The sequence below is a fragment of the Acaryochloris sp. 'Moss Beach' genome (genome assembly GCF_021497025.1).
Taxonomy (GTDB): domain Bacteria; phylum Cyanobacteriota; class Cyanobacteriia; order Thermosynechococcales; family Thermosynechococcaceae; genus Acaryochloris; species Acaryochloris marina_A.
Genome location: NZ_CP071719.1, coordinates 98,875 through 118,791 on the forward strand (window position 1 = coordinate 98,875; position 19,917 = coordinate 118,791).

Below are 19,917 nucleotides of genomic sequence, written 5' to 3' on the forward strand. Positions count from 1 at the left end.
TTAAGACTGCAGCAACTGATACCCAATCCGAGCAGGATGGATAATGGTTTATTCATTATTGGTGGTGTTAACCAGCTTTTGCGGTTGGATCCGGTTGGCAAGCCTGGAGTGTGGATGCGATCTCGGAAGCATACTGATCTGCTTCTCGTGGATCGTTTACGAATGTCACGGTGCCGTTATCATTCGTCTTCCATCCCACCACTCGTTTCAGTGGCTTGTGTTCCCCCGTTTTCGGATCAGCATATGTCAATCGCCGTTGATCATACCTCGCTTTGGCGACTTGCATCCAGCGGCTTTCCGAACCTGGAAGAGTTTCAGGGTTGATGGGTTGTCCCGCCGAGCCAACCCGATAGTAGGCTAGAGTATCGCGGTAAGTGGGGCCGCAGGAAGCGTATAGCTCAGGGGGTTCAGATTGGATATTCAGGTTTGGATCACGGTTAAAGTCAGTAATTTCAACTTCCACATCGACACTGCCATCAAACTGAGTACCAAGTTGGGAAGTAGCTGTGATGGTACTATCTGGGGATAGGAAGAGGCCAAGGGTATTGATCTGGATGTTTCCACCCTGAGCATTTTGAGCATTGGCAGAAATATTGCTCTGTTCAATAGCGACGACTAAATTGGAATTGAGGGTGACATTTCCTCCAGGTCCGTCCTGCCTAGCTGAAGCTGTTATATTGCCGTTCCTAAGATTCAGAAATCCAGAACTAATAGCAATTTCACCACCTTGCCCTGAAAACGTCTCAGCACTAATCGAGGCCCCATTCAGTATGGATATTTTCGAGGCTTTGACATCAATCGTTCCTGCGTTCCCAGCTCCCTGATTAAGGACACCTATTTGAGCATTGCTATCAAGTACCAACTCCCCAGTATTAATCGATATTCTTCCTGCATCTCCCGATAAAGCGTCAGGCCCAAAGAAACTAATGAATAACGGATTGATATTAGAGCCAGTAGAAAATATTCCACTGATATTCAGAGTTAAGTCATCTGAGGAATTGGGTGATTCGCCAGAGATTCTTAAAGACTCTGTTGCATTGATACGAATTTCACCACCATTTCCTTGAGCAGCAGTAAGGGCATTAATATTCGCTCCCCCTGTAATATTTAATCGTTTAGTAAATAACTGAATATCCCCAGAATTTCCTTGCCCAGTCGTCCCTGATGTTAAAGTACTTGGAAGAAAGCTATTTCCACCTATATCTGCAACACTTGAGCCTATCAAATCAATAGATTCTGAAAAATTTATATTCAGATTCCCTCCGGGTTCAGAGCTGGTAGTCTGGGAAGTTACAAAGCCACCATTCAGCACTTTAAGCTGCTTACCGCTTAGAAAAATATTCCCCGCAGCACCATTAACTGAAAAAGTATTGATGACACTATTAGTAAAGGTTACAGGTATGATAGGCGTACCATCAATTAGAAGTAAATCTTGAACATTAATATTGACGCTTCCCCCAGGGCCGTTCCCAAACACAGATGATGTGATATACCCAAATTTACTAATGGATATATTTTTACTCTCAACTTCAATTTTAGGGCCTTGTAAATCACCAATATGTTGTAAAATGAATCCTCCATAAACCGGTCGCAGATCAAAAGGGTTAGGGGAAAAAAAGAGGATCCACAACTCCCTGAATATTTATATTTTCACTTGCAAAGACTTTTATTCCATTATTAGTGGCATCTCCTATAGTTTGGATATAAAGCTTAGATGAATTCTTTATATCAAGGTTCTTTGTATAAACTTCAATCTTGCCATTTTGACTACCACTAGCATCTATTAGTGTATTGCCATCTAGTGAGGTATTAGAAAAGCTCGAAATACCGTCATAGCTGAGGCCATACCCTTGCAGGGTCCGTGATAATCCTATTTTCCCTGTTCTAATGGATGATAGATTTATAATTCCTGATGGAGCAGTTAAAACCCCTCCATAAGAATCGATCGAACCACCTAAGATATAAATTCCTTTCCCCTCATTTACTCTTAACCCATCAAGGCTATTCCCACCTCCAATCGTAAGACTCGTTAGTGGTGCAGCGGGATTGGAAAAGCCTAATTGCCCTCCATTACCTTCAAAACTAATTTGTGCTGAATTACCATTAAAGACAAAATTTATTGGTAACTCACTACTAAGATTTTCTGATTTAGCGAGGTTATCAACACCAAAGAAGATTCCATCTGGAAACTCTAATTTATTCGCTGTAGTTACAAAAAATGAGCCTCCTATATTAAGCTTTGAGTTTGGACCAAAGACAATTCCTGATGGATTTAGAATGAACAGGTTAGCAGTTCCATTTGATTCGAGCAATCCATCGATTCGTGAAACATTGCTGCCAGTAACCCGACTAATAATATTTCGGATGGTTGCTGAATTATTGAATCGAGCATTTGAACCATTAACTACATTAAATTCTTTTAAAAACTATGAAATAGATTGAACCCTTTTTGTGTCCCTCCATTAATCACAGAACTATTAACAGAGCTAGAAACGCTAGAACTACTTGGGAGGGTAGTATCAGGTACTATTTGTGCCAAAGATGCACACGAGACTGACATTACTGTGACTGCAGACAGAGGAGATAATAGTACAACTTTAGTGATCTTCGACATTACTTATATCCCATCAACAGATTGAAAATTTACTTTTAGACCATCACGAGGTTTCATGACAGGGATAATATCAAGATCCATATTCTGATTGGGTAATATATCCCATTCATACCCCTGCAACAACTTGGCAGCAAATAGCTTCATTTCCAGCCGAGCATATTCTTTGCCAATACACTCTCTCATCCCACCACCAAATGGGATATAACTCATATTCTTGGCAAGCTTCTTATGTGATTCTGGAGTAAATCTATCAGGATCGAATTCATCGGGTTTATCATATACTTCTATATCGAGATGCGTAAGGGAAGCCTGATAAATTACATTCCAACCTTTGGGAATGTGATATCCATTTAAGCTGCAGGGTTGAATAGCTTTTCTAAATCCACCACCTACTGGTGGAAAAAGTCTCAGTGTTTCCCGGATAACCTGATCCAGAAATGGCATTTGCTGTAATTTCTCATAATTAATTTCCTCCGCAAGTCCTAGCTGTTCCTGCTCCTCTTTAGCCTGCTGAAAAATGTCTTTATTTTGGCCGAAAACTATGCATAATGAACAAATCGCTGAAGCAAGCGTTCCATGTGCAGCAAAAAGGATTGTCAATAACTGCTCATTAACTTCTTCAAATGTCAGATGGTCCCCATTTTCATCTTTCTCAGAAATCAACAGATCTAGAATATCTGATGTTGAATCTGAAGGATTCTTCTTCCTGCTCTCGACCAAATCTCCTAGTTGCTCGATAAGTCGCTGTCTACTTCTCAAAGTCTTTTGATATTTAGTCCAAGGAAAAGGTAATGGAAAGGAGAATAAACCATCTCCCCATAAATCATAGTCACGATAAAGGGGTGTGGATGATGCATTATCTAAACTAATCAGTAACTTGCAGGCTATATCAAATGTATACTTCTGGATTTCTGGATACCAAGTAAACGTCTGCAGATCAAGCCATTTTTCTAGGTATTGATCTGTTACTGAAATCATGCCAGTCAGATAACTTGAAAGGCTACGTGGCTGGAAAGCGGAATAAAGAAGCTTCCTACGGTTTTGATGAACATCCCCATATTGTTGAGTGATTGCTTTATCACCTAACAAATTCCTTATGCTACCTGGGAAATAACTAACGAAAAGTTTATGTTCATTCATCAGAACATACTTATTAGCTTCAGCCCCTTTGATATAAACAATGGGTGCATCAAAACCTATTAGCTTAGTTTTGAATATCGATCCATATCTCTCATGCCTATTTTTAGCAAAGTCTTGATTGTCAGTAATAAAGCTGAATATCTCTCCTAATATCGGAAGCCCAAAGCTACCTGGCGGTAATTCCATTGCCGCTGCATCATCGAATTGAGTTGTCATTGGAAAAAAAAGACTCAGAGGAATTGTCAAAGTAGGATCATACATCTGGTATGAACCCCTATGTGCCGAGAACGATACCACTTTTTTTGGGACGACTTTGCGATCTCAACAGTCCCAAAACCTAACGATTCAGCTCCCCCAAAAATCAGCCCCCCACCCCAAAATTAAGCTTTCCCAACAAAACCCCCCCCCCAGACCATATCCTCAGAAGCTAAACTGAACCAGCCTTAGCACTGGATATCTGCAATGCCCCCCTCAACTCATTTCCCTGAAGCCCAAACCACCCGCCGAACCCACGCTGACACCCTCGACAAATACCGAAGCAACCCCGACATACCCAGACAAGGCATCATTCCAGACCATCGACCGGAAAGATGATCTGCCAGTGAAGCGTAAGGCAACTTCACAGCCTGAAGATGATGATCGCAACACTGAACCCACCCCCAAATACGACCGCAGCGAACCCACCGACACTCGGAGAACACAGCGAGGGTATTCAGCTCGGCAAACACCAGGAAGAGTTCGACCCCCCAGAGTGTCGAGAGCTTTTGAGTCCAAATTTCATGCACTGGAGAAGCGTCAAAGGAACTTGGTTCAGCAGACCAAGCAAAAGGGGCAGCTTGAGTATCTGACGGTTTCCCGAAGCAGTTCAGGGAAGTTTTGGATCACCATCGAGGGCAGCGGTAGGCCATTCATCAGAATTTCGTTTGAAACACCTGAGTTCTGTTTCGAGTGTGCGCTGGAATTAGAGGACACGTTCGATGTATTGCAGGTGTTGAGTCTGCGGCCAGGGGAAACCATTGAGCGGATTGAGGAGATGATCGGGGGTGTGGTTGGACCGGGAACGGGTGGCGAGGGCTTGGGGGGTGAAATGGTAGTTTTGCAAGTTGCTGTTCTTCTCAGCTTTAACGTTGCTCAGAATGGATAGTAATTTTTTTCAGTCTCAAAGCAATTCATACATAGAGTTTTGGTCAATATGTTTGGTATATTTTTTGACCAGGATTTCGAGCTGATCGGTGGAGCCAATCTCTATCCAATCGTCAATGGAACCTAGATAGCAATATCTCTGGGCTTGAAAGAGTCGCTGCTGTTTGTTCACCAAAATGAACCTAAAATCACAGGAATAGGACAGCACCTGTTGGAGGAGTTTTTGTAAGTCCTCTTGAGTTTTTCCAAGAGCCTGAGCTGTTGGAACGAGAAACTCTGAAAGGGCAGAAACATTCTGAGTCGGAGTAAAAATACTTATGGTCTCTTTCTTGACATCAACTATGTATTTATCCGCATGGGAATATTTCTCCATTCCATCCTTAACAAGGCTTAATTCCTGATCGGTGATCAGCTTTGGCGGAATCTTCCTCAAGAAAACTTGGGCATTAGGATTTTCATAGATTTCAAATCCTTTTGGGATGGCCTCGGCTAATACTCCCTCAGCCTTCATTGAGAAGTGGTATTTGGGTTTACCTGTTTTAGTCTTGCCCTGATGCAAATAAAACGTTTTCTGCTTCCGGTTGGTGTAGGTTATGGGCATGAGAGTGCAATTGGTTCAAAGGCTCTGATAGTAGATTAATGTATTAGGCAATTCTGGATCACAGTTGAGGGAAAAAAGCCGCTCATCAAAATTCCGTTTAAAAGTCCAGAGCTGGGAGACACGCTCAATATCTTCTAGATGGTTGAGCTGTGGCTAGGTGAAGCAATTGAGTGAATTAAAGAGATAGTAGGCGTTTACCTGAATTGGGAGCGGGTTGCAAAGGTTTGGGGGTGATTGGGCCAAGGTTTCTCCTGATAGCCATAAACTACGTAATATCGCTATCAGGAGAAACTACTAGGGATTTCAGATGGCTAATTGATAATAATCAGTGTTTACGCTGTTTTAATCAAAATTGCTTTACTTGATGATATAGGGACACACAGGGATAAAGCGAAGATATTATGTTGACAAGTTTTTTGGCCGAAGTATTAGCCGTTACCTTTGACAACCTGACCCAGACAGCAACGATGTTTGAGTGTGTAGAAGAAGCATCTGAAGAACTAAGCCCAGAAGCAAAGCAGAGATTAGCACTCGTCCATACAGGTTTAGCAATGGCTATCCAGGCAATGGAATTCGATGAGCTACAGCAATTGATTAAGCAGTCTGAAAATTATTTTGATTTTCAAGAAATCGGCTGATGTTGGCCTAATGTATTGCGGCTTCACAGAATTCTGCTTGAAGCAGTCTTTGAAATAGAGGATAAGTTCGACATCTTTCAGGTGGTTGAGCTGAGGCCAAAGGATGCGATGGAGCGGATTGATGAGATGGTAGGAGTGAGCTTGGATCGGGATCGGGTGGTAAGGGTTTGGGGGTAATTCGGTAGCTGCGGAACAATTGGTTCCTTCTAGTGTCATTGGGAGTAACGGATCAGGTACGATTCTAGGCTTGAGTATGCATAAAGAGACTGCCTGGAGTATTCACGAAACGTTAAGGATGTGCCTGGATTTGGTACTAGAGGAGCACTGGCGCATGGACAATCTTCTTCCCTTTCAAGGAATATCACCCCACAAAATCCGCGTGTGTCACCCCAAGTCATTTGAAGATGCTGAGGAAGCAATCAACGCAATGAAAACGGATGATATGCTCCTAGTGAATTTAGCAGCTTTGGAAAACAAGCTGGCTCAGAGGCTAACAGACTACTTGGCTGGTAGTACTTTTGCGCTATCAGGAGAGCGAATGGAGATTGGTAGAGGCGTTTTCCTATTTGCTCCACCATCATTCTCGATCACAAGAATGATGGCTCCTGCTTGAGTCGGATGATGATACTGGGCTGAACCCGACCATCTAGTATTCTTTCGTTAGGTCTTTTTCTGAGACTTTTTGGCCTTAGTTTTTTTTGATTCCTCAGATTTAGTCTGTGAATTTTCTTCAAGGATATAACTCATGGGTACATTAGGGGATTTAATCCATAGATTTTTCTTGGTACCCTGATACATAGTGTTGTGCATCCTTTTACGTTCCACTTTGAGTGCATCGCCACTCAGTTCACCATATAGCTTCAATATCACATCATCCATGTGAACCAAATTTCCAGATTGTTCTTTCATGATCTGTGTGATTGCATCAAATTTACTCGTCTTGTCAAAGGGCTTGTTCATCTTCAGAACACTGGATGAAGAACGGCCTGTTTGTTTCTGAGCTTTTTTAGTCTTTTCCTGAGATGGTGTTTTCTTAGGAGTAGAGGATTTTTTGGGCGAAGCTTTTTGAGCAGCTTTTGGAGGATTAGCTTCAGCTTTAGACTCTACCTTTTTTGTATTTTTCGGAGTTGAGGCTGATTTTTGGGATGTTGGAGATTTTCTCTTCCCAGATGAAGGTGAAGCTTTTGGGGCAGCTTTCTTTGGGGCAGCTTCAGCTTTAGATTCTACGGTTTCCTTTGTCTTTGCGGTTGCAGCTGCTTTCTTAGAAGTTGCAGCTGTTTTCTTAGAAGCAGCTTTTTGAGTAGTTTTCTTAGACTTGGTTTTAGGTTCTACTGTTTTAGCAACTTTAGAGGCTGGAGCTTCTGAGGTTAGTGAATCTGCTTCACCTTGCAGGACTGAAAGAATGTCAGAGCCTAACAATGGATCTTCAATTAACGTATCTAGAGACGTGATTTTAGTCTTGAGTTGACTCGTTTAAGCTTCGAGTTCAGCAATTGTCTGTTGGTAGTGGGTCTTTAACTCAAGAAGTACTTTGGAGTATTTGTTGTCAGTAGCCATAGATTGTCGTAAATCAGTGTAGTTTCAGCAAAGCTTAGGAATGCTAACCTATAGCATTCCCGGAATTAACTTCACTTGTATCTAATCATTAATGGGCTACATTTTGAGTTTCTGGAGAGTTTTGACAATCTTTGCCTTTTTATTTCAGTTATTTCAAGACTTGCTGAGCTACTCTACATTTTGCTTTGCGCTTATTTCGATAGCATCGTCAATGATTTCGACAGAATGCTTCATCAGCTAGCCCGTTGAATTCGGTTAATCTTCTCAACAATCAGGCTAGCCTGTTGCTCAACATATTCTTCTTCACCCGTTTTGTGTGTCACTTTTGTGATTTTGAGCTGCCCTTGTAGAATCAGTTGGTCGCCGGGTTGCAAGGCTTGATGGGCTTTTTCTCCATTTTCACCCCAGTAAATTGCTTTGAGGTTTTCTGGGGGATCTTCTTCTCGTAATGGAGGAATAGTAACCACAAATTCAGCGATTGCCTGTCCGTCTTTAGCGTGCCGCAGATCTTTCTCTAGGAGGATGGCTTGAAAAGCACATTGATTCATAATGTCTATTATCTTAAGTCTGGGCATGGGTTGTATGACGTATCCTGGCGAGAAACCTAAATTTCACCCAAAGCCTCACTTCATACTCTAGAATAGCTGCAAGTCTGTCCCTAGTGAGGTTTCCTATGCCCTCTGCAACTATCGACAAGCTCAACCAACTCAAAGTTCAGCTTGAGCAGTGCAACAACGAAACTGCTGCCCTTCTCCTAAAACGAACGATTGCGAAACTCGAATCTCAGCTTCAGATAGAACAACTCACAACAGGTTCTGCCAAAGCACCATCAAAAGAAATACCAAAAGCCTCTCAGGCTAGTACCAAACGTCAATCCACAGACCAGGATCAGGCCAAGGGAAAACCCAAAGCAACACCCCAGCAACAGCAGGCGACAAAAACTCCCCAGGCAAAATCTAAGCAGCGAAAGCAGCGAAATAAGAGACAGCCTCTGCTCTCTGGCAATGGCACCCATCGGGCCTGGTGCCGACTTCCGGGAATCATCCGGGTTCAGGAGGTTGAGGGGGAGAAGGAACGACCCAATTACTTTTTAGAGCTTGACGGTCATCAGATTCCCTTGAGAGTAAAGCATCGATTCGCAAAATTTACTAAAGCCGCCTTGGATAGACCCTTGATGGTCAAATGCTATCCCCAGATTATTGATGGTCAAATATTCTTCACACAATTTGCAGGGGCGATTGAGGTAACCCCTGAGAAGCCTGAAGCTTGGGTGTTGATCGGAGTGTGGAATGCACACAAGCAAAGAGTGTTGGTCCAGCGTGATCAGAAGCTGGATGACAATAGGAGGATTCTTCAGCACTCACCTCTGATTAGTAAGGAGTGCTTGGAGAAGTTGGAGGATAGAAAACTCTATCGTTTTGAGTGTCAGCGAAAAGGAGTCATGGTCACGGTGGTGGGTGTGGAAGCTGTTATGAGTGAAGCAGAGAAATCTGATCAGGTAATCTCATAGCCCTAAAACGATTGAGCTATGAGCGCTAATCCCCTTACTTCAAATTAGCTCTACCAGCGGTTACCACCACCACCACCACCTCTATTTTCACGGGGCTTTGCCTTATTCACTTTCAGGGTACGTCCCATCCATTCAGCACCGTCTAGTTCTTCAATGGCTTTGGCTTCCTCAGCATCATCACCCATTTCGACAAAGGCAAATCCACGTTTGCGTCCTGTTTCTCGGTCAGTGGGAAGCTTGGCACTTTTTACGGTTCCATATTCGGCAAAAGCGGTATTTAGGTCTTGCTCTGTAACGTCATAAGAGAGGTTACCAACGTAAATCGACATGAGGTGATATCCAAGATTAGTCATGATTATGCTACCCGATCCCTATTTCTTCTTTTGAGAGTAAAAGCAATCTTCATAGAGATCTCAGAATTGGAGGGTAGGATTTGAAGATGCCATGATCAAGGGTCTCCAGCCAGATAGTCATGACGTAAATATTTGTGGTGAAAGTGCTGTATCAGAGATTTTAGCTGAACACAACTCATTTGGAGTTCCCATGTCTTCTTCTTCAATAAACCAAGGTATTTTGGTCACCGTTATTTGTGAAGCGGTATTACAGCATCGTCTGATCCATTTACTCAATACATTAGATGCCTCTGGGTACACCATCATTCCAGCCCAGGGAGCAGGGAGTCATGGTCAGCGGATGGGGGATATTGCAGGATTTAATACCAATATTCAAGTGAAAACGATTGTATCTTCAGAGGTATCAGATCAATTACTCGAAGAGCTGAAGCAGTACCGTGGCTCTCATGCTCTGATTGCTTTTCGACAAAAAGTAGATGGATTATTTGATTAGGTTATTCTTCAATTTCTATCTATGCCCACTCCTCAGCCAACCTCCAGCCTGACCATCCACCTCACTCCTGAACCTTGGATTCCTCGCCTACCTTTATTCCAACGAAGACCCCGAAGACGCTCTGATCGACCTCCTAGATAGCGCCAGGAGCCGAGCTATCCACAGAGCTGAACAGCAAGTGAGGGTCTTGTACCCAGGTCAGGAGAAAGCCGAGGGTAGACAACTTAAACGATCAGTAGATCGACATAGGCTCTATCTATAAGTTGAGACTGTTCGATCCCAAGCTTATCCATGAGCAGGTGAGCTTCTTCAATCCCCGTCTCTGGTAACTCACCTTCTGCAAGTATCACTTCCAGTTCAAGAAAATGACCTAACCCTTCAACCTTATCCAGATGAACGCGGGTTCTACCAACGAGAAATAAGGTTCGCACCTTGCGGACACGACCAGCTTGACCATAGGCCAACGTCAGCGCTTCACGTAAGCTGTCTGGCGATGAAGTGGGTGAGATCAGGTAAAAGGATTCTTTTGGACCGGGTTGATCTTGGCGACGGTAGAAGATCAGCTTTCCTTCAGTTTTGGATAGTGATCGAAGCTTTAGCCTGCCATTCTCACACTGGAAAAAGGTATCGTCTTGCACAATCTCGATGGGTCCTTGATCGGCAAATTGAGCTACCAGTTTGGTGATGGTTTCAATGTTGTGGATGCGGGCCTTGATTTCAATGTTTCGAGCCATATGCGGGGAATCGAAGAAACTCTAGATGTGTTTACTGGTCTGTAATTGTTGGAGCGGATTGAGGAGATGGTGCGGCTGGGGTTGGAGCGGGAGAGGGTGGCGAGTGTTTGGGGTTGAGGGTTACCAAGTAATAGATTACCGAATAAGAAGCTATTGTAAGATTTGGGGCTATCTAAAAGATTCAACTAATAGTCGAGCATAGCGAATGATGAAATATTCACCCGATGACATCTGTACAGCAGCTAAGGCAATCCAACCCTATATTGCAGAACTCCTTGATGCTCCGGCTGCACAACGAATAGAAAGACAGTTAGAGGGACTACTATCTGAGTCTTCACTCCAACAAGGGAGCCATACACAGCTCTCCAGCCTTTTAGCTGAGAATGAACCCACCCGTGATTGGATCAGATTATATCTAGAAGAACAATATCCTGCTGAGGATATTCTTAAAGCCCTCAGAATTTATTATCCTCTTCCAGGGATCAAAAATTCTGTTGAAAGTCCCCGGTATGTCTGTCCCGTCGAAAAATGCCATCAAGATTGGTATCGCAAGAATCGAGAAGACGAAATTCCTGTCTGCCCAGTCCATGGCTTAAAACTCATGATCGATAGTTAGGTAAAGTGTCGATCCAGTAATCATTGAGTTCGATGGAAAACTACAGTAGATAGGGATCATAAATCGGTTATGAGGTCACTGGGTATGCTTCAATCATGTCTGAGAAGCCTAAGAGCCTAGTTGATATATAGATAGAAATAAATCACAAATGATTTGATTGTTTACATAGTTCTATCTATACTAAAAGGAATTCTATCAACTGTACGGATGCAATTATGAATTCTAAGCAGGTACATTTTGCCTGCTATAGCTTCAAGAACTACTTGCTTTTAGGGGAGGTAAGCATCTAAGAAATAAGTTCTAAGTAGATGCTTTCAAACTAGTTATTATTGGCACTCCTTCAAGATATTAAGAATATACAAAATGCTCTCATTTTTTATAGATTTAGAAAGTTAATTCTGATCAGTATATTGAATTCTTTCTTAAGGTTTTCATACGGCAAAGTTTGAATCCATGAATAATCCTAGTCACCAACAGCATTCAATTTTAGTCGTTGATGATGAAACTTCGGTTCGACGAATATTATCAACCCGGCTAACTATGGTGGGCTATAAGGTCTTCACTGCTGCTGATGGCATAGAAGCACTAGAAGTTTTTGAGCATCAAGATCCCGACTTGATTGTACTAGATGTGATGATGCCGAAACTGGATGGTTATGGTGTTTGTCAAGCCGTCCGCAAAATATCGAGAATTCCGATTATTATGCTGACCGCTCTGTCAGGGACAGCAGATCGTATTACTGGCTTAGAAATGGGTGCTGATGATTATATGGTCAAGCCCTTTTCACCTAAAGAACTAGAATCTCGTGTTCGGGTTATTCTCCGCAGACTGGATGCTGTAAAAATATCGAAGTATCAAATCCCTGGTGTGATTGAGATTGGCTCACTCTACATTGATAGAAATAAACGGCAGATTTACCACGACCGAGCACGTCTCTTCTTCACCCAGATGGAATTTAGTTTATTGGAACTATTGGCTAGCCGACTTGGAGAAGCTGTTTCTCGTCAGGAGCTTTTACAGAAAGTATGGGGATATGGTGAAGAGTCCATAGTTGATACGCGAACAGTCGAGGTTCACATGTCACGTTTGCGTCATAAACTCAAAGAGAATCTAGGAGAATCAGTGATGATTCATACGATTCGTGGTGTAGGTTATGCACTGAAATATGATCAATCACAAATTTTGGCTGATCAGCAGGTCAGCTAGAACACCTGGTTGTTTCTGAAAACATCTCTAGGCAAGACTGGATTACGGTGGCGGGAACAGGGAAGCCTTTTGTGAGGGATGTTTTTTCTACTCCTGAATTTTGCTGGGAGTGCGCCGTTGAGATTGAGGACACGTTCGATATTTGGCAAGTGATTGAGCTGCGTCCTGGCGAGACGATGGAGCGGATTGAAGAGATGATCGGGGGGTGGTTGGAGCGGGAGAGAGTGATGCTGGTTTGGGGTCATTGAAGGGGAGACACTATTGGCGAATTATTTCGAAAGAATCAATTATCGTCTTAATGTGCTTTCAATAATCTGTACAGTGAGTCTAGTGAAAATTGAAGTATTCCAAACCGCTGATTAGCCTTTCGCGGTTCTTACCAAAAACACTCATTATATTTTCAAGCATGTCAGATAATAAACTCATCACCATTCGCCAGGGGCAGTGCAAGAAAAATGAAGCTGTAATATGCTATGGAACTCCATTCTGTTAAAAGGGTTTCCCCATGGCTACAGGATTCAGCAAGCCCCCTTCCTCACCAGCTTCCACTGACTCATCCTCGTCACTCCTGCCTGCCAGTGATTGCGATCAGGCTTATCAACAATTGTCCGAGTGTTTTGAAGATTTGCCTGATCCACGTGGGAGGCCAAGGTGTCCAGCATCCGTTTGTCAGCATCGTCGTGATTGGACTATTGGCAAGTTTAGGTGGCGCACAAGGGTGGGAAGACATTGAAACCTATGGTCTAAGCCATCAAGATTGGTTGTCGAGTTTTCTGAGCCTACCGTCCGGGATACCGACAGCAGACACCTATCGACGAGTGTTTGAGCGTATTTGCCCCCTCCGCTTTTGAGCGGAGTTTCAATCACTGGTTGGATCAGGTAGTGACAACCCTCGGCGCTCAAGTGATACCGATTGACGGCAAACAACTCAGAGGTTCCTATGATCGCAATCAAGACCAATCCGCATTGCATCTGGTCAGTGCTTGGGCCAGTGAGTATCGGTTATTTCTAGGACAGGTCAAAGTTGCAGACAAGAGTAACGAAATTACCGCTATTCCAGCACTGCTAGAGCTATTAGACATTGCCGGGTGCATTATTACCATTGATGCAATGGGAACTCAGCACGAGATTGCCCGCCACATTCAAGCTAAAGAGGCTGACTATGTGCTGGCCCTCAAGGAGAATCATCCCACGCTGTTTGAGCAGGTTGAGCAATGGTTTGAAACGGCTGAGGCGAATGAGTTTAAGTGCATTGAGCACAGCTATGATGCGCGGGTGGAAGCAGGGCACCATCGTCGCGAGAAACGACAAGTTTGGGCCGTGTCCCTTCAACAGATGGGTCCTCTGTACAAGCAGGCGCAGTGGAAGGGCTTGCAAACCATCGTCAAGGTCGCTCGGACCCGACATCTGTGGAACAAAACCACCTATGAGGTGATGTTTTATATCAGTTCTCTACCGCCAAATGCTCAGCAGTTGGGCAAAGCCATCCGCCAGCATTGGTCGATTGAGAACCAACTCTACTGGGTCTTAGACGTGACCTTTGGCGAAGATGCTAGCCGCATTCGCACAGGACATGCGCCGGAAAACATGGCCATCCTGAGACGCTGGAGCATCAACCTTCTCAATCAAGAAACGTCCTTTAAGAAAAGTACCCGTCAAAAACTAAAACGGGCGAGCATGGATGAAGCGTATATGCTCAAGGTTCTAGGCGCTTCTATTCCTTTACAGTCTAGCCTTTCAGAGGCTTGATTTTCTTGCGCTTACCCTGGCTTCGGGGGTTAGGGCCAAGAGCTTCAGCTCAATCGGCTTCCCCAATTCTTCTGAAAGCTGTGTTTGAATGAGCTTTAGCATGTCTACCGAATACCCTTGCAGTTGTCCCTGCTCGTTGGTAAAGGCAAAGGGGAAAGCTGCTTGATTGGTGCCCGCAGTTAATGTACCTGTACGATCAACCTTTTCAAGAACGGTTTCAGCTGAGACCCATTGAGGGGTGATTACACAACTGAGCAATGCTGTTGCCATGACGGTGAGTGATGCACGTACCATAGAATGTTGGCCATCAACGGTAGCAAAGATCTGGGGAATGCGAGGCAATCGCACAGCAGAGATGCGATTCAACGCTACACAAAAAAGCTTCATAAGGTGACACTGAACAAGAAGATTGGCAGAATCTTACTAACCTATTGACTCAAAGACAAGGGGCTAGCCCTGTTTGGTTCAAGACGCATTAGGGTCAAAGCCAGCTGGGAAGTGAGTGGTCTTATCATAATCAGCCTCAGTGAGGCTAATATCTGTTAAGGTCGTGCTTCTCAAGTCGACACCAAAAAGGCTGGATCCGCGTAGATCTGCTTGTGTCAAATCTGCTTCACTCAAACTGGCATAACTAAGATCCGTTCCCCTCAAATTGGCATTGTTTAAATTTGTCTCACGGAGATCAGCATAACTAAGATCTGCTCCCTTTAAGTTAATTCCACTGAGGTCAGACTGACTTAAATCTATTTCTCTAAAGTTGCGTTCCCCAGCGGCATATTTTTTGAGGAGTTTATCAACTTTCGGATTTTGGGTCGGTTCCATTGATTGCTTTGTGAGTGGAGCTTCCATATTCAAGCGTATATTACCGAGTTAAGAATGCCATAGGCAATGGTCAAAATTTTGCCAAATAATAGACCGTAGTAGCCAAACATCTGCTGTCATCTTGGTTTTTGAGAAAAGGATTTGAATCTAGGCGTTACATTCAGTCTAGAGATCAATGGCACTGAGATACACGTTCGCAACAATGTGGCGAATTTTTTTTGAGCTGTCTGCTCCCTTGCTACTAAAGGACTGTTTCCCACCTTAAATACTACTTTGACCCTATCTTGAAAGATTTCTACTCGCTTGACGAGTGAACGGATGACCTCCCGCTTTTCTAAGAATGCCAATGTATCTAATCGCTCTTTGACCCTAGCTGAAAACTCTTCGAGCCGCCCAATCACCAACTTCAGTTCACTGTCAAAAACTTCTTCATTTTTCAATTGTTGTGATTGGACTTCTAGGACCTTCAATCTATCTCTCATGCTTTTGAGTCTCGGTTCCAATTCTTTCTTGTTGATAAGCCCCTCAGCATAAGCATCAATGATACGTTCAATGCCCTTGTGTAGTTTTCTCATTTGTGATTTAAGGTGTTGGCGAGTCTGGGCGGCGGGGCTTTCATCTGCAGCATGCAAGCGTCTTTGATATTCTTGCTGTAAATGAGTTGGGTTCTGCAGTAATCTGCACACTTCTACCCAGACAGCCTCTTCGAGTTCCTGTGCCTTAATTGCAGGATTGGGACACCAAGGTCGCCCATCCACTTTTTGACTCGGACTGCATTGATAGTATTGGTACCATCGGTGATTTGATGATTTATTGGAATGGATATAAGCATATCCACAGAGCCCACAAACGACTAGCCCTTGCAATAGATGACTGGGACCTTTCTTTCGCTGGCGAAAGCGAGTCCGATTTTCTTCTAATTTCTCTTGAGCTGCTTCAAACAAAGCCTCATCAATAATCGGGGTAACGGGAACAACGATCCAATCTTCGGGAGGTGTTCGATAAACGGAATGTGCTTTTGGATGGGAGGAGGCATTGCGAATGGCTCTGGGCCTATCTATTTTTTGACCATTGCGCCATTTACCAAAACTTGCGCAGCCTTTATAGTGAGGATTCTTCAGCATTCTCGATACGGTGGTGACCGTCCACTTGGGCTTCCCAGAGGGAGAGGGGATAGACATTGATTCAAGACGTCGACAAATTTCACTAACACTTAAGTGCTCATGAACATACCACTCAAACATTTGTTGAATATGGCGTGCCTGGGTCAAGTTAACATCCATGCGAACTTGGCCACCATTCAGGTGTTTGGAAATGAAATCATACCCATAAGGAGCCCTGGAAAAAGCATTGAGAGAACCACTTTGTGCTGCATGTCGTTTTCCCCGACGACTCCGTTCTAGAATTTTTGCTCGTTCATACTCAGCTACCATTCCTTGGACTTGGAGGAGCAATTCATCTTCGGGAGATTGGCCCAGAGGATGATTCAGAAAAATGACGTCTACCCCCGCTTTTGAAAACTCATCGACAAGGACCACCTGATAAGCATATTTCCGAGCCAGTCGATCTGGAGAATGGACATATAGCCGATCAATATCACCTAAGGCAACAGCATCTCTCAACTGTTCCAGGGCAGGCCGTATGAGATTGCTACCACTAAAGCCATTATCCTTAAACTGCAGATGTTTTGAACAAGTGTACCCATCGGCTTTGACTTGCTCTAACAATGCTGTAATTTGACTATCAATGGTATTGGTACTGACTTGTTGCTCACAAGAAACCCGTGCATAGATGGCCACTTGGATGCTATTCATGACTGGGCCTCCTTAAGGTTGATATCTAATGATTCACGTTGTTTGGATGACTTAGAGGTGGAGCGTATTTCTGGCAGTACCTGAGCATAGGCAGCAACTAAGTACTCGCTTGCAAGGCGGCTAAACTCAACTTCCACCTCTACGTTGAGAATTCGAGGGTGATGATTCGCCATGGCAACTCTCCAGTGTTGAAGGAGCAGAGCTATTCTCTTTATGCTCCAAAACTAGCAAGGCTGGCTGGCTTTGTTGGCGCTGAATTATTGCACTGAAGTCAAAAGGGATTTTCGCCACATTGTTGCGAACGTGTAAGCTTAATCAAGCAGCCAGATTGGCTTTGAGGACAGAGCGCGGTTGTCGCATTCTGGGGAAGGGCTTAGGTCTTCGTTTAACGACCCTGGGTTCGAGCCGATGGGGTCGAACCGGCAGAAGGTCAGTAGCAATATTTTCAAGCAGATGAGCATACAACCGTTGACGTATCGCTTGTGTGGCCGTTGCTAACAAAACCAGCATCTGATTAAAGTGTTGTCGAGCCCCTTGTAAAGAGAGTCGAGAGCGGTCATATTCTGCCCATGGGGCAGCCTGTTCCATGAGACTTCTCAATAAGTTGTAGCCTAGCAAATGAGACCAAATGATAGGCGACAATTGCATAGACCGAATACATGACCGCCTGACAATTACGTAGACCTCTCTAGAAATCAGGATCTCATTCTCAAAACACAAGAGATCTCAAATCAGTTCAGAGAGCATCTATACCTTTTCACTTTTTTATAACTCCATACAGGAAAGACACTAGGGTTTGTACACCTAAGACGATTAGGGACCTCTAGTGCCAGCTCCTATTAAACCTCAACAGGTACAGCTTTATATGAAAACAAAACAATCCGGCTCTTCCCAAGACACTGCAGCTGCCAAAGCAGGGATCTCAACCCGCACTGCCCGTCGTATTGATAGTGGCACCCATCGTCCCCAACGAGGCCGCCCTCATGACTGGAAAACCCGTGAAGATCCGCTGGATGGATTATGGGAATTAGAACTTGAGCCGATGTTAGAGCGTGAGCCTCGATTAGAAGCGACTACTCTATTTGAGACCTTACAAGAGGACCATCCTGGGCAATATGATGACAAGATCAGAACCGTGCAACGCCGAACCGCTAAATGGAAGGCAGCTCATGGCAAGCCCAAAGAAGTGATGTTCAAAATTCAACATCATCCTGGAGAGATGGGACAGTCAGACTTCACCCAGCTCAAAGGTTTCAGTGTGACGGTTCAGGGTGAAACCTTTCACCATATCTTGTATCACTATCGACTGAGTTATAGCGGCTGGCAGTACGTGCAGGTGATTCAAGGCGGAGAGAGTTTTATCGGCTTATCTCAAGGACTACAAAATGCCTTATCTGCCTGTGGTGGTGTGCCTAAGACCCACCGTACCGATAGTCTGAGTGCCGCCTATCGCAATACCGGCGGTCGTAACCCCCCAGCTGACTCAGTTGTATTCCACTCTGTGTGACCATTACCGGATGGAGCCGACCCGCAACAATCTGGGCGTCTCTCATGAGAATGGCGGCATCGAGAGCTCCCATGGCTATTTCAAGCGGCGATTATGCCAGGCCCTGTATCGTCGAGGCAGCTTTGACTTCGAATCCGTAGCTGAGTATCAACAGTTCATCGAGCAAGTCATCGCTAAGCTGAATGCCAAGTGTCAAAAGAAGTTTGCACTGGAGCTCCCCCACATTACAACCTTTGCCCAAATATCGCACCCCTGATTATGAAATCCGCAGCGCTAAAGTCAGCTGCAACAGCACGATTGCCGTCCGCTGTGTCCTGTACACAGTCCCCTGTCGAATGTCAATTACATAGTCCGAAAGTATTTTGATTTTCCTCCTGCTATTAGAGATTTGATTTGAAGCTTTGTCACTTGTACTTGAGATCGATGATCTTCTGCCTCGGTGATGGCCGAAGGCCGGTCGGAGACCATCGCGACAGAGAGCAAATGACAATTATCAATAAAACCACCATCAATAGAGATGCTTTCGAGTAAGCATCTCTATTGATGGTGGGGTAAAGGAGGTTTATTCTCGCTTGGGATTAGCTAGAAGTCTTTGGAGAATTGGCCGCGTTTTTTAGCAGCTGCTTGTTTTCGAAAACTCTCAGCCTGCATCTCGAAAATGGTGGCATGGTGAATTAAGCGATCAATAGCAGCCACTGTCATCATCGAGTTGGGGAAGATCTTATCCCATTGGCTGAAAGGCTGATTAGCCGTGATGAGTAGGCTCTTTCGCTCATAGCGATGAGCAATCAGTTCGAATAGGACCGAGGTTTCAACATCAGACTTTTGAATATAGCCGAGGTCATCAATGATGAGCAGATCGTACCGGTCGAGCTTAGACAACAGGCTCTGCAATTCCAGTTGGAGTTTTGCCAGTTCCAGCTGTTGCACCAACGCTGTGGCCGTGACAAACTTCACCCGTTTCCCCAACTCAACAATAGAAGTCCCTAATGCAGAGCTGACATGTGTTTTCCCTGTTCCGCTTGGCCCAAATATCAAAATATTACTGCCCGACTCTAGCCAGTGAGTTGTTTGGGAAAACTCCATGATGGCTGCTGGATTGAGACTGGGAATATGGTCAAACTCAAAATTGGTCCAGGACTTGCCGTAGGGCAGCTGCGCTTCGGTTAGCGCGCGGGAGATCCGATTCTGTTCTCGACGGCTGGCTTCCCCTTGGGCTAAAGCCAATAGAAACTGGGCGTAGGACCAATTCTCCTGAGTCGCTTGATGCTCGATGCTCTGCCACTCGTCGAGGAAATGTCTTAACCGGAGCTGCTTGAGCGTCATCATCAAATTGTCGTATGGATTGTCCGGTGCTGCATTGGAGGAGTTGGTCATAGTCGGAGAGAGCGTGCTGTTGTGAAATGATGTCAGGATATTG

At 44.4% G+C, this 19,917-nt stretch carries 21 protein-coding genes and 5 pseudogenes; 12 read left to right on the forward strand and 14 right to left on the reverse strand.

Translation table 11 applies throughout. The annotated features are described in order from the left end of the window. Positions 1 to 67: 67 nt before the first annotated feature. The 3 genes and pseudogenes from HRE53_RS28955 to HRE53_RS28965 all read right to left on the reverse strand — a co-directional run bounded on the left by HRE53_RS28955 (position 68) and on the right by HRE53_RS28965 (position 4,015). The gene (locus tag HRE53_RS28955) at positions 68 to 1,477 is read right to left on the reverse strand and encodes a hypothetical protein (protein WP_235111941.1); all 1,410 of its coding nucleotides are present in this window, start codon (positions 1,475 to 1,477) and stop codon (positions 68 to 70) included. A gap of 127 nt (positions 1,478 to 1,604) precedes the next feature. After that, positions 1,605 to 2,408, reverse strand: a pseudogene (locus HRE53_RS28960) (filamentous hemagglutinin N-terminal domain-containing protein); the annotation flags it as partial. 209 nt (positions 2,409 to 2,617) lie between these two features. Further along, positions 2,618 to 4,015, reverse strand: a complete 1,398-nt coding sequence (locus HRE53_RS28965; RefSeq protein WP_235111943.1) for a cytochrome P450 — start codon at positions 4,013 to 4,015, stop codon at positions 2,618 to 2,620. 201 nt (positions 4,016 to 4,216) lie between these two features. Here HRE53_RS28965 and HRE53_RS34675 point away from each other — a divergent pair, with 201 nt between their 5' ends. Together HRE53_RS34675 and HRE53_RS28970 are read left to right on the forward strand one after the other, a co-directional pair. After that, a complete protein-coding gene (locus tag HRE53_RS34675) occupies positions 4,217 to 4,348 on the forward strand; it encodes a hypothetical protein (protein WP_255801593.1) in 132 nt (43 codons plus the stop codon). A 7-nt stretch (positions 4,349 to 4,355) separates the two neighbouring features. Continuing rightward, complete coding sequence (locus HRE53_RS28970) at positions 4,356 to 4,898, forward strand: hypothetical protein (protein WP_235111944.1); 543 nt, start codon at positions 4,356 to 4,358, stop codon at positions 4,896 to 4,898. Between the two features lie 15 nt (positions 4,899 to 4,913). Here the strand turns inward: HRE53_RS28970 and HRE53_RS28975 are convergent, their stop codons facing one another. Further along, positions 4,914 to 5,498: a hypothetical protein gene (locus HRE53_RS28975; protein ID WP_212666981.1), complete on the reverse strand. Its 585-nt coding sequence runs from the start codon at positions 5,496 to 5,498 to the stop codon at positions 4,914 to 4,916. Positions 5,499 to 5,899: 401 nt separating this feature from the next. Between HRE53_RS28975 and HRE53_RS28980 the strand changes: the two genes are divergently transcribed. The 3 genes from HRE53_RS28980 (at position 5,900) to HRE53_RS28990 (ending at position 6,749) form a co-directional block, all read left to right on the forward strand. Then, complete coding sequence (locus tag HRE53_RS28980; protein WP_212666982.1) at positions 5,900 to 6,136, forward strand: hypothetical protein; 237 nt, start codon at positions 5,900 to 5,902, stop codon at positions 6,134 to 6,136. A gap of 15 nt (positions 6,137 to 6,151) precedes the next feature. Continuing rightward, the gene (locus HRE53_RS28985) at positions 6,152 to 6,313 is read left to right on the forward strand and encodes a hypothetical protein (RefSeq protein ID WP_235111946.1); all 162 of its coding nucleotides are present in this window, start codon (positions 6,152 to 6,154) and stop codon (positions 6,311 to 6,313) included. Between the two features lie 154 nt (positions 6,314 to 6,467). After that, a complete protein-coding gene (locus HRE53_RS28990) occupies positions 6,468 to 6,749 on the forward strand; it encodes a cell division protein SepF (protein WP_235111947.1) in 282 nt (93 codons plus the stop codon). 47 nt (positions 6,750 to 6,796) lie between these two features. Here the strand turns inward: HRE53_RS28990 and HRE53_RS28995 are convergent, their stop codons facing one another. Beyond that, positions 6,797 to 7,555: a hypothetical protein gene (locus HRE53_RS28995; protein ID WP_235111949.1), complete on the reverse strand. Its 759-nt coding sequence runs from the start codon at positions 7,553 to 7,555 to the stop codon at positions 6,797 to 6,799. A 371-nt stretch (positions 7,556 to 7,926) separates the two neighbouring features. Further along, positions 7,927 to 8,241, reverse strand: a complete 315-nt coding sequence (locus HRE53_RS29000) for a single-stranded DNA-binding protein (protein ID WP_212666985.1) — start codon at positions 8,239 to 8,241, stop codon at positions 7,927 to 7,929. A gap of 125 nt (positions 8,242 to 8,366) precedes the next feature. Here HRE53_RS29000 and HRE53_RS29005 point away from each other — a divergent pair, with 125 nt between their 5' ends. Next, positions 8,367 to 9,203, forward strand: a complete 837-nt coding sequence (locus tag HRE53_RS29005) for a hypothetical protein (protein ID WP_235111951.1) — start codon at positions 8,367 to 8,369, stop codon at positions 9,201 to 9,203. A 50-nt stretch (positions 9,204 to 9,253) separates the two neighbouring features. On the opposite strand, the gene HRE53_RS29010 is transcribed toward HRE53_RS29005, so the two are convergent. Continuing rightward, positions 9,254 to 9,532 (reverse strand): RNA-binding protein, encoded by a 279-nt coding sequence (locus HRE53_RS29010; protein WP_235111952.1) that lies wholly within the window; start codon positions 9,530 to 9,532, stop codon positions 9,254 to 9,256. Between the two features lie 214 nt (positions 9,533 to 9,746). Between HRE53_RS29010 and HRE53_RS29015 the strand changes: the two genes are divergently transcribed. After that, positions 9,747 to 10,049 (forward strand): DUF3240 family protein, encoded by a 303-nt coding sequence (locus HRE53_RS29015; RefSeq protein ID WP_212666964.1) that lies wholly within the window; start codon positions 9,747 to 9,749, stop codon positions 10,047 to 10,049. 224 nt (positions 10,050 to 10,273) lie between these two features. On the opposite strand, the gene HRE53_RS29020 is transcribed toward HRE53_RS29015, so the two are convergent. Continuing rightward, positions 10,274 to 10,783, reverse strand: coding sequence for a class IV adenylate cyclase (locus tag HRE53_RS29020; protein ID WP_212666963.1), 510 nt, complete (start codon positions 10,781 to 10,783; stop codon positions 10,274 to 10,276). A 205-nt stretch (positions 10,784 to 10,988) separates the two neighbouring features. Between HRE53_RS29020 and HRE53_RS29025 the strand changes: the two genes are divergently transcribed. The 4 genes and pseudogenes from HRE53_RS29025 to HRE53_RS29040 all read left to right on the forward strand — a co-directional run bounded on the left by HRE53_RS29025 (position 10,989) and on the right by HRE53_RS29040 (position 14,354). Next, the gene (locus HRE53_RS29025; RefSeq protein ID WP_235111953.1) at positions 10,989 to 11,399 is read left to right on the forward strand and encodes a hypothetical protein; all 411 of its coding nucleotides are present in this window, start codon (positions 10,989 to 10,991) and stop codon (positions 11,397 to 11,399) included. Positions 11,400 to 11,852: 453 nt separating this feature from the next. Then, complete coding sequence (gene rpaB, locus HRE53_RS29030) at positions 11,853 to 12,605, forward strand: response regulator transcription factor RpaB (RefSeq protein WP_212666962.1); 753 nt, start codon at positions 11,853 to 11,855, stop codon at positions 12,603 to 12,605. After that, positions 12,596 to 12,853: pseudogene (locus tag HRE53_RS29035) on the forward strand (hypothetical protein); the annotation flags it as partial. The gene rpaB and the pseudogene HRE53_RS29035, both read left to right, overlap by 10 nt. Before the next feature lie 257 nt (positions 12,854 to 13,110). Next, positions 13,111 to 14,354: pseudogene (locus HRE53_RS29040) on the forward strand (ISAs1 family transposase). Here HRE53_RS29040 and HRE53_RS35040 read toward each other — a convergent pair. The 5 genes and pseudogenes from HRE53_RS35040 to HRE53_RS29065 form a co-directional block, all read right to left on the reverse strand. After that, positions 14,343 to 14,741 (reverse strand): transporter substrate-binding domain-containing protein, encoded by a 399-nt coding sequence (locus HRE53_RS35040; RefSeq protein ID WP_212666961.1) that lies wholly within the window; start codon positions 14,739 to 14,741, stop codon positions 14,343 to 14,345. The pseudogene HRE53_RS29040 and the gene HRE53_RS35040 overlap by 12 nt on opposite strands. 78 nt (positions 14,742 to 14,819) lie before the next feature. Then, complete coding sequence (locus HRE53_RS29050) at positions 14,820 to 15,176, reverse strand: pentapeptide repeat-containing protein (protein ID WP_212667114.1); 357 nt, start codon at positions 15,174 to 15,176, stop codon at positions 14,820 to 14,822. Positions 15,177 to 15,292: 116 nt separating this feature from the next. Then, positions 15,293 to 16,990 carry a recombinase family protein gene (locus HRE53_RS29055; RefSeq protein ID WP_235111954.1) on the reverse strand — a complete coding sequence of 566 codons (1,698 nt, stop codon included), beginning with the start codon at positions 16,988 to 16,990 and terminating at the stop codon, positions 15,293 to 15,295. Further along, the gene (locus HRE53_RS29060) at positions 16,987 to 17,163 is read right to left on the reverse strand and encodes a hypothetical protein (RefSeq protein ID WP_235111955.1); all 177 of its coding nucleotides are present in this window, start codon (positions 17,161 to 17,163) and stop codon (positions 16,987 to 16,989) included. The genes HRE53_RS29055 and HRE53_RS29060 overlap by 4 nt, the downstream gene beginning before the upstream one ends. Before the next feature lie 142 nt (positions 17,164 to 17,305). Then, positions 17,306 to 17,620: pseudogene (locus tag HRE53_RS29065) on the reverse strand (IS4 family transposase); the annotation flags it as partial. Between the two features lie 196 nt (positions 17,621 to 17,816). Here HRE53_RS29065 and istA point away from each other — a divergent pair. Beyond that, a pseudogene (gene istA / locus HRE53_RS29070) lies at positions 17,817 to 18,835 on the forward strand (IS21 family transposase); the annotation flags it as partial. 244 nt (positions 18,836 to 19,079) lie between these two features. On the opposite strand, the gene istB reads toward istA, so the two are convergent. Next, the gene (gene istB, locus HRE53_RS29075; protein ID WP_304518441.1) at positions 19,080 to 19,826 is read right to left on the reverse strand and encodes an IS21-like element helper ATPase IstB; all 747 of its coding nucleotides are present in this window, start codon (positions 19,824 to 19,826) and stop codon (positions 19,080 to 19,082) included. Positions 19,827 to 19,917: the final 91 nt, after the last annotated feature.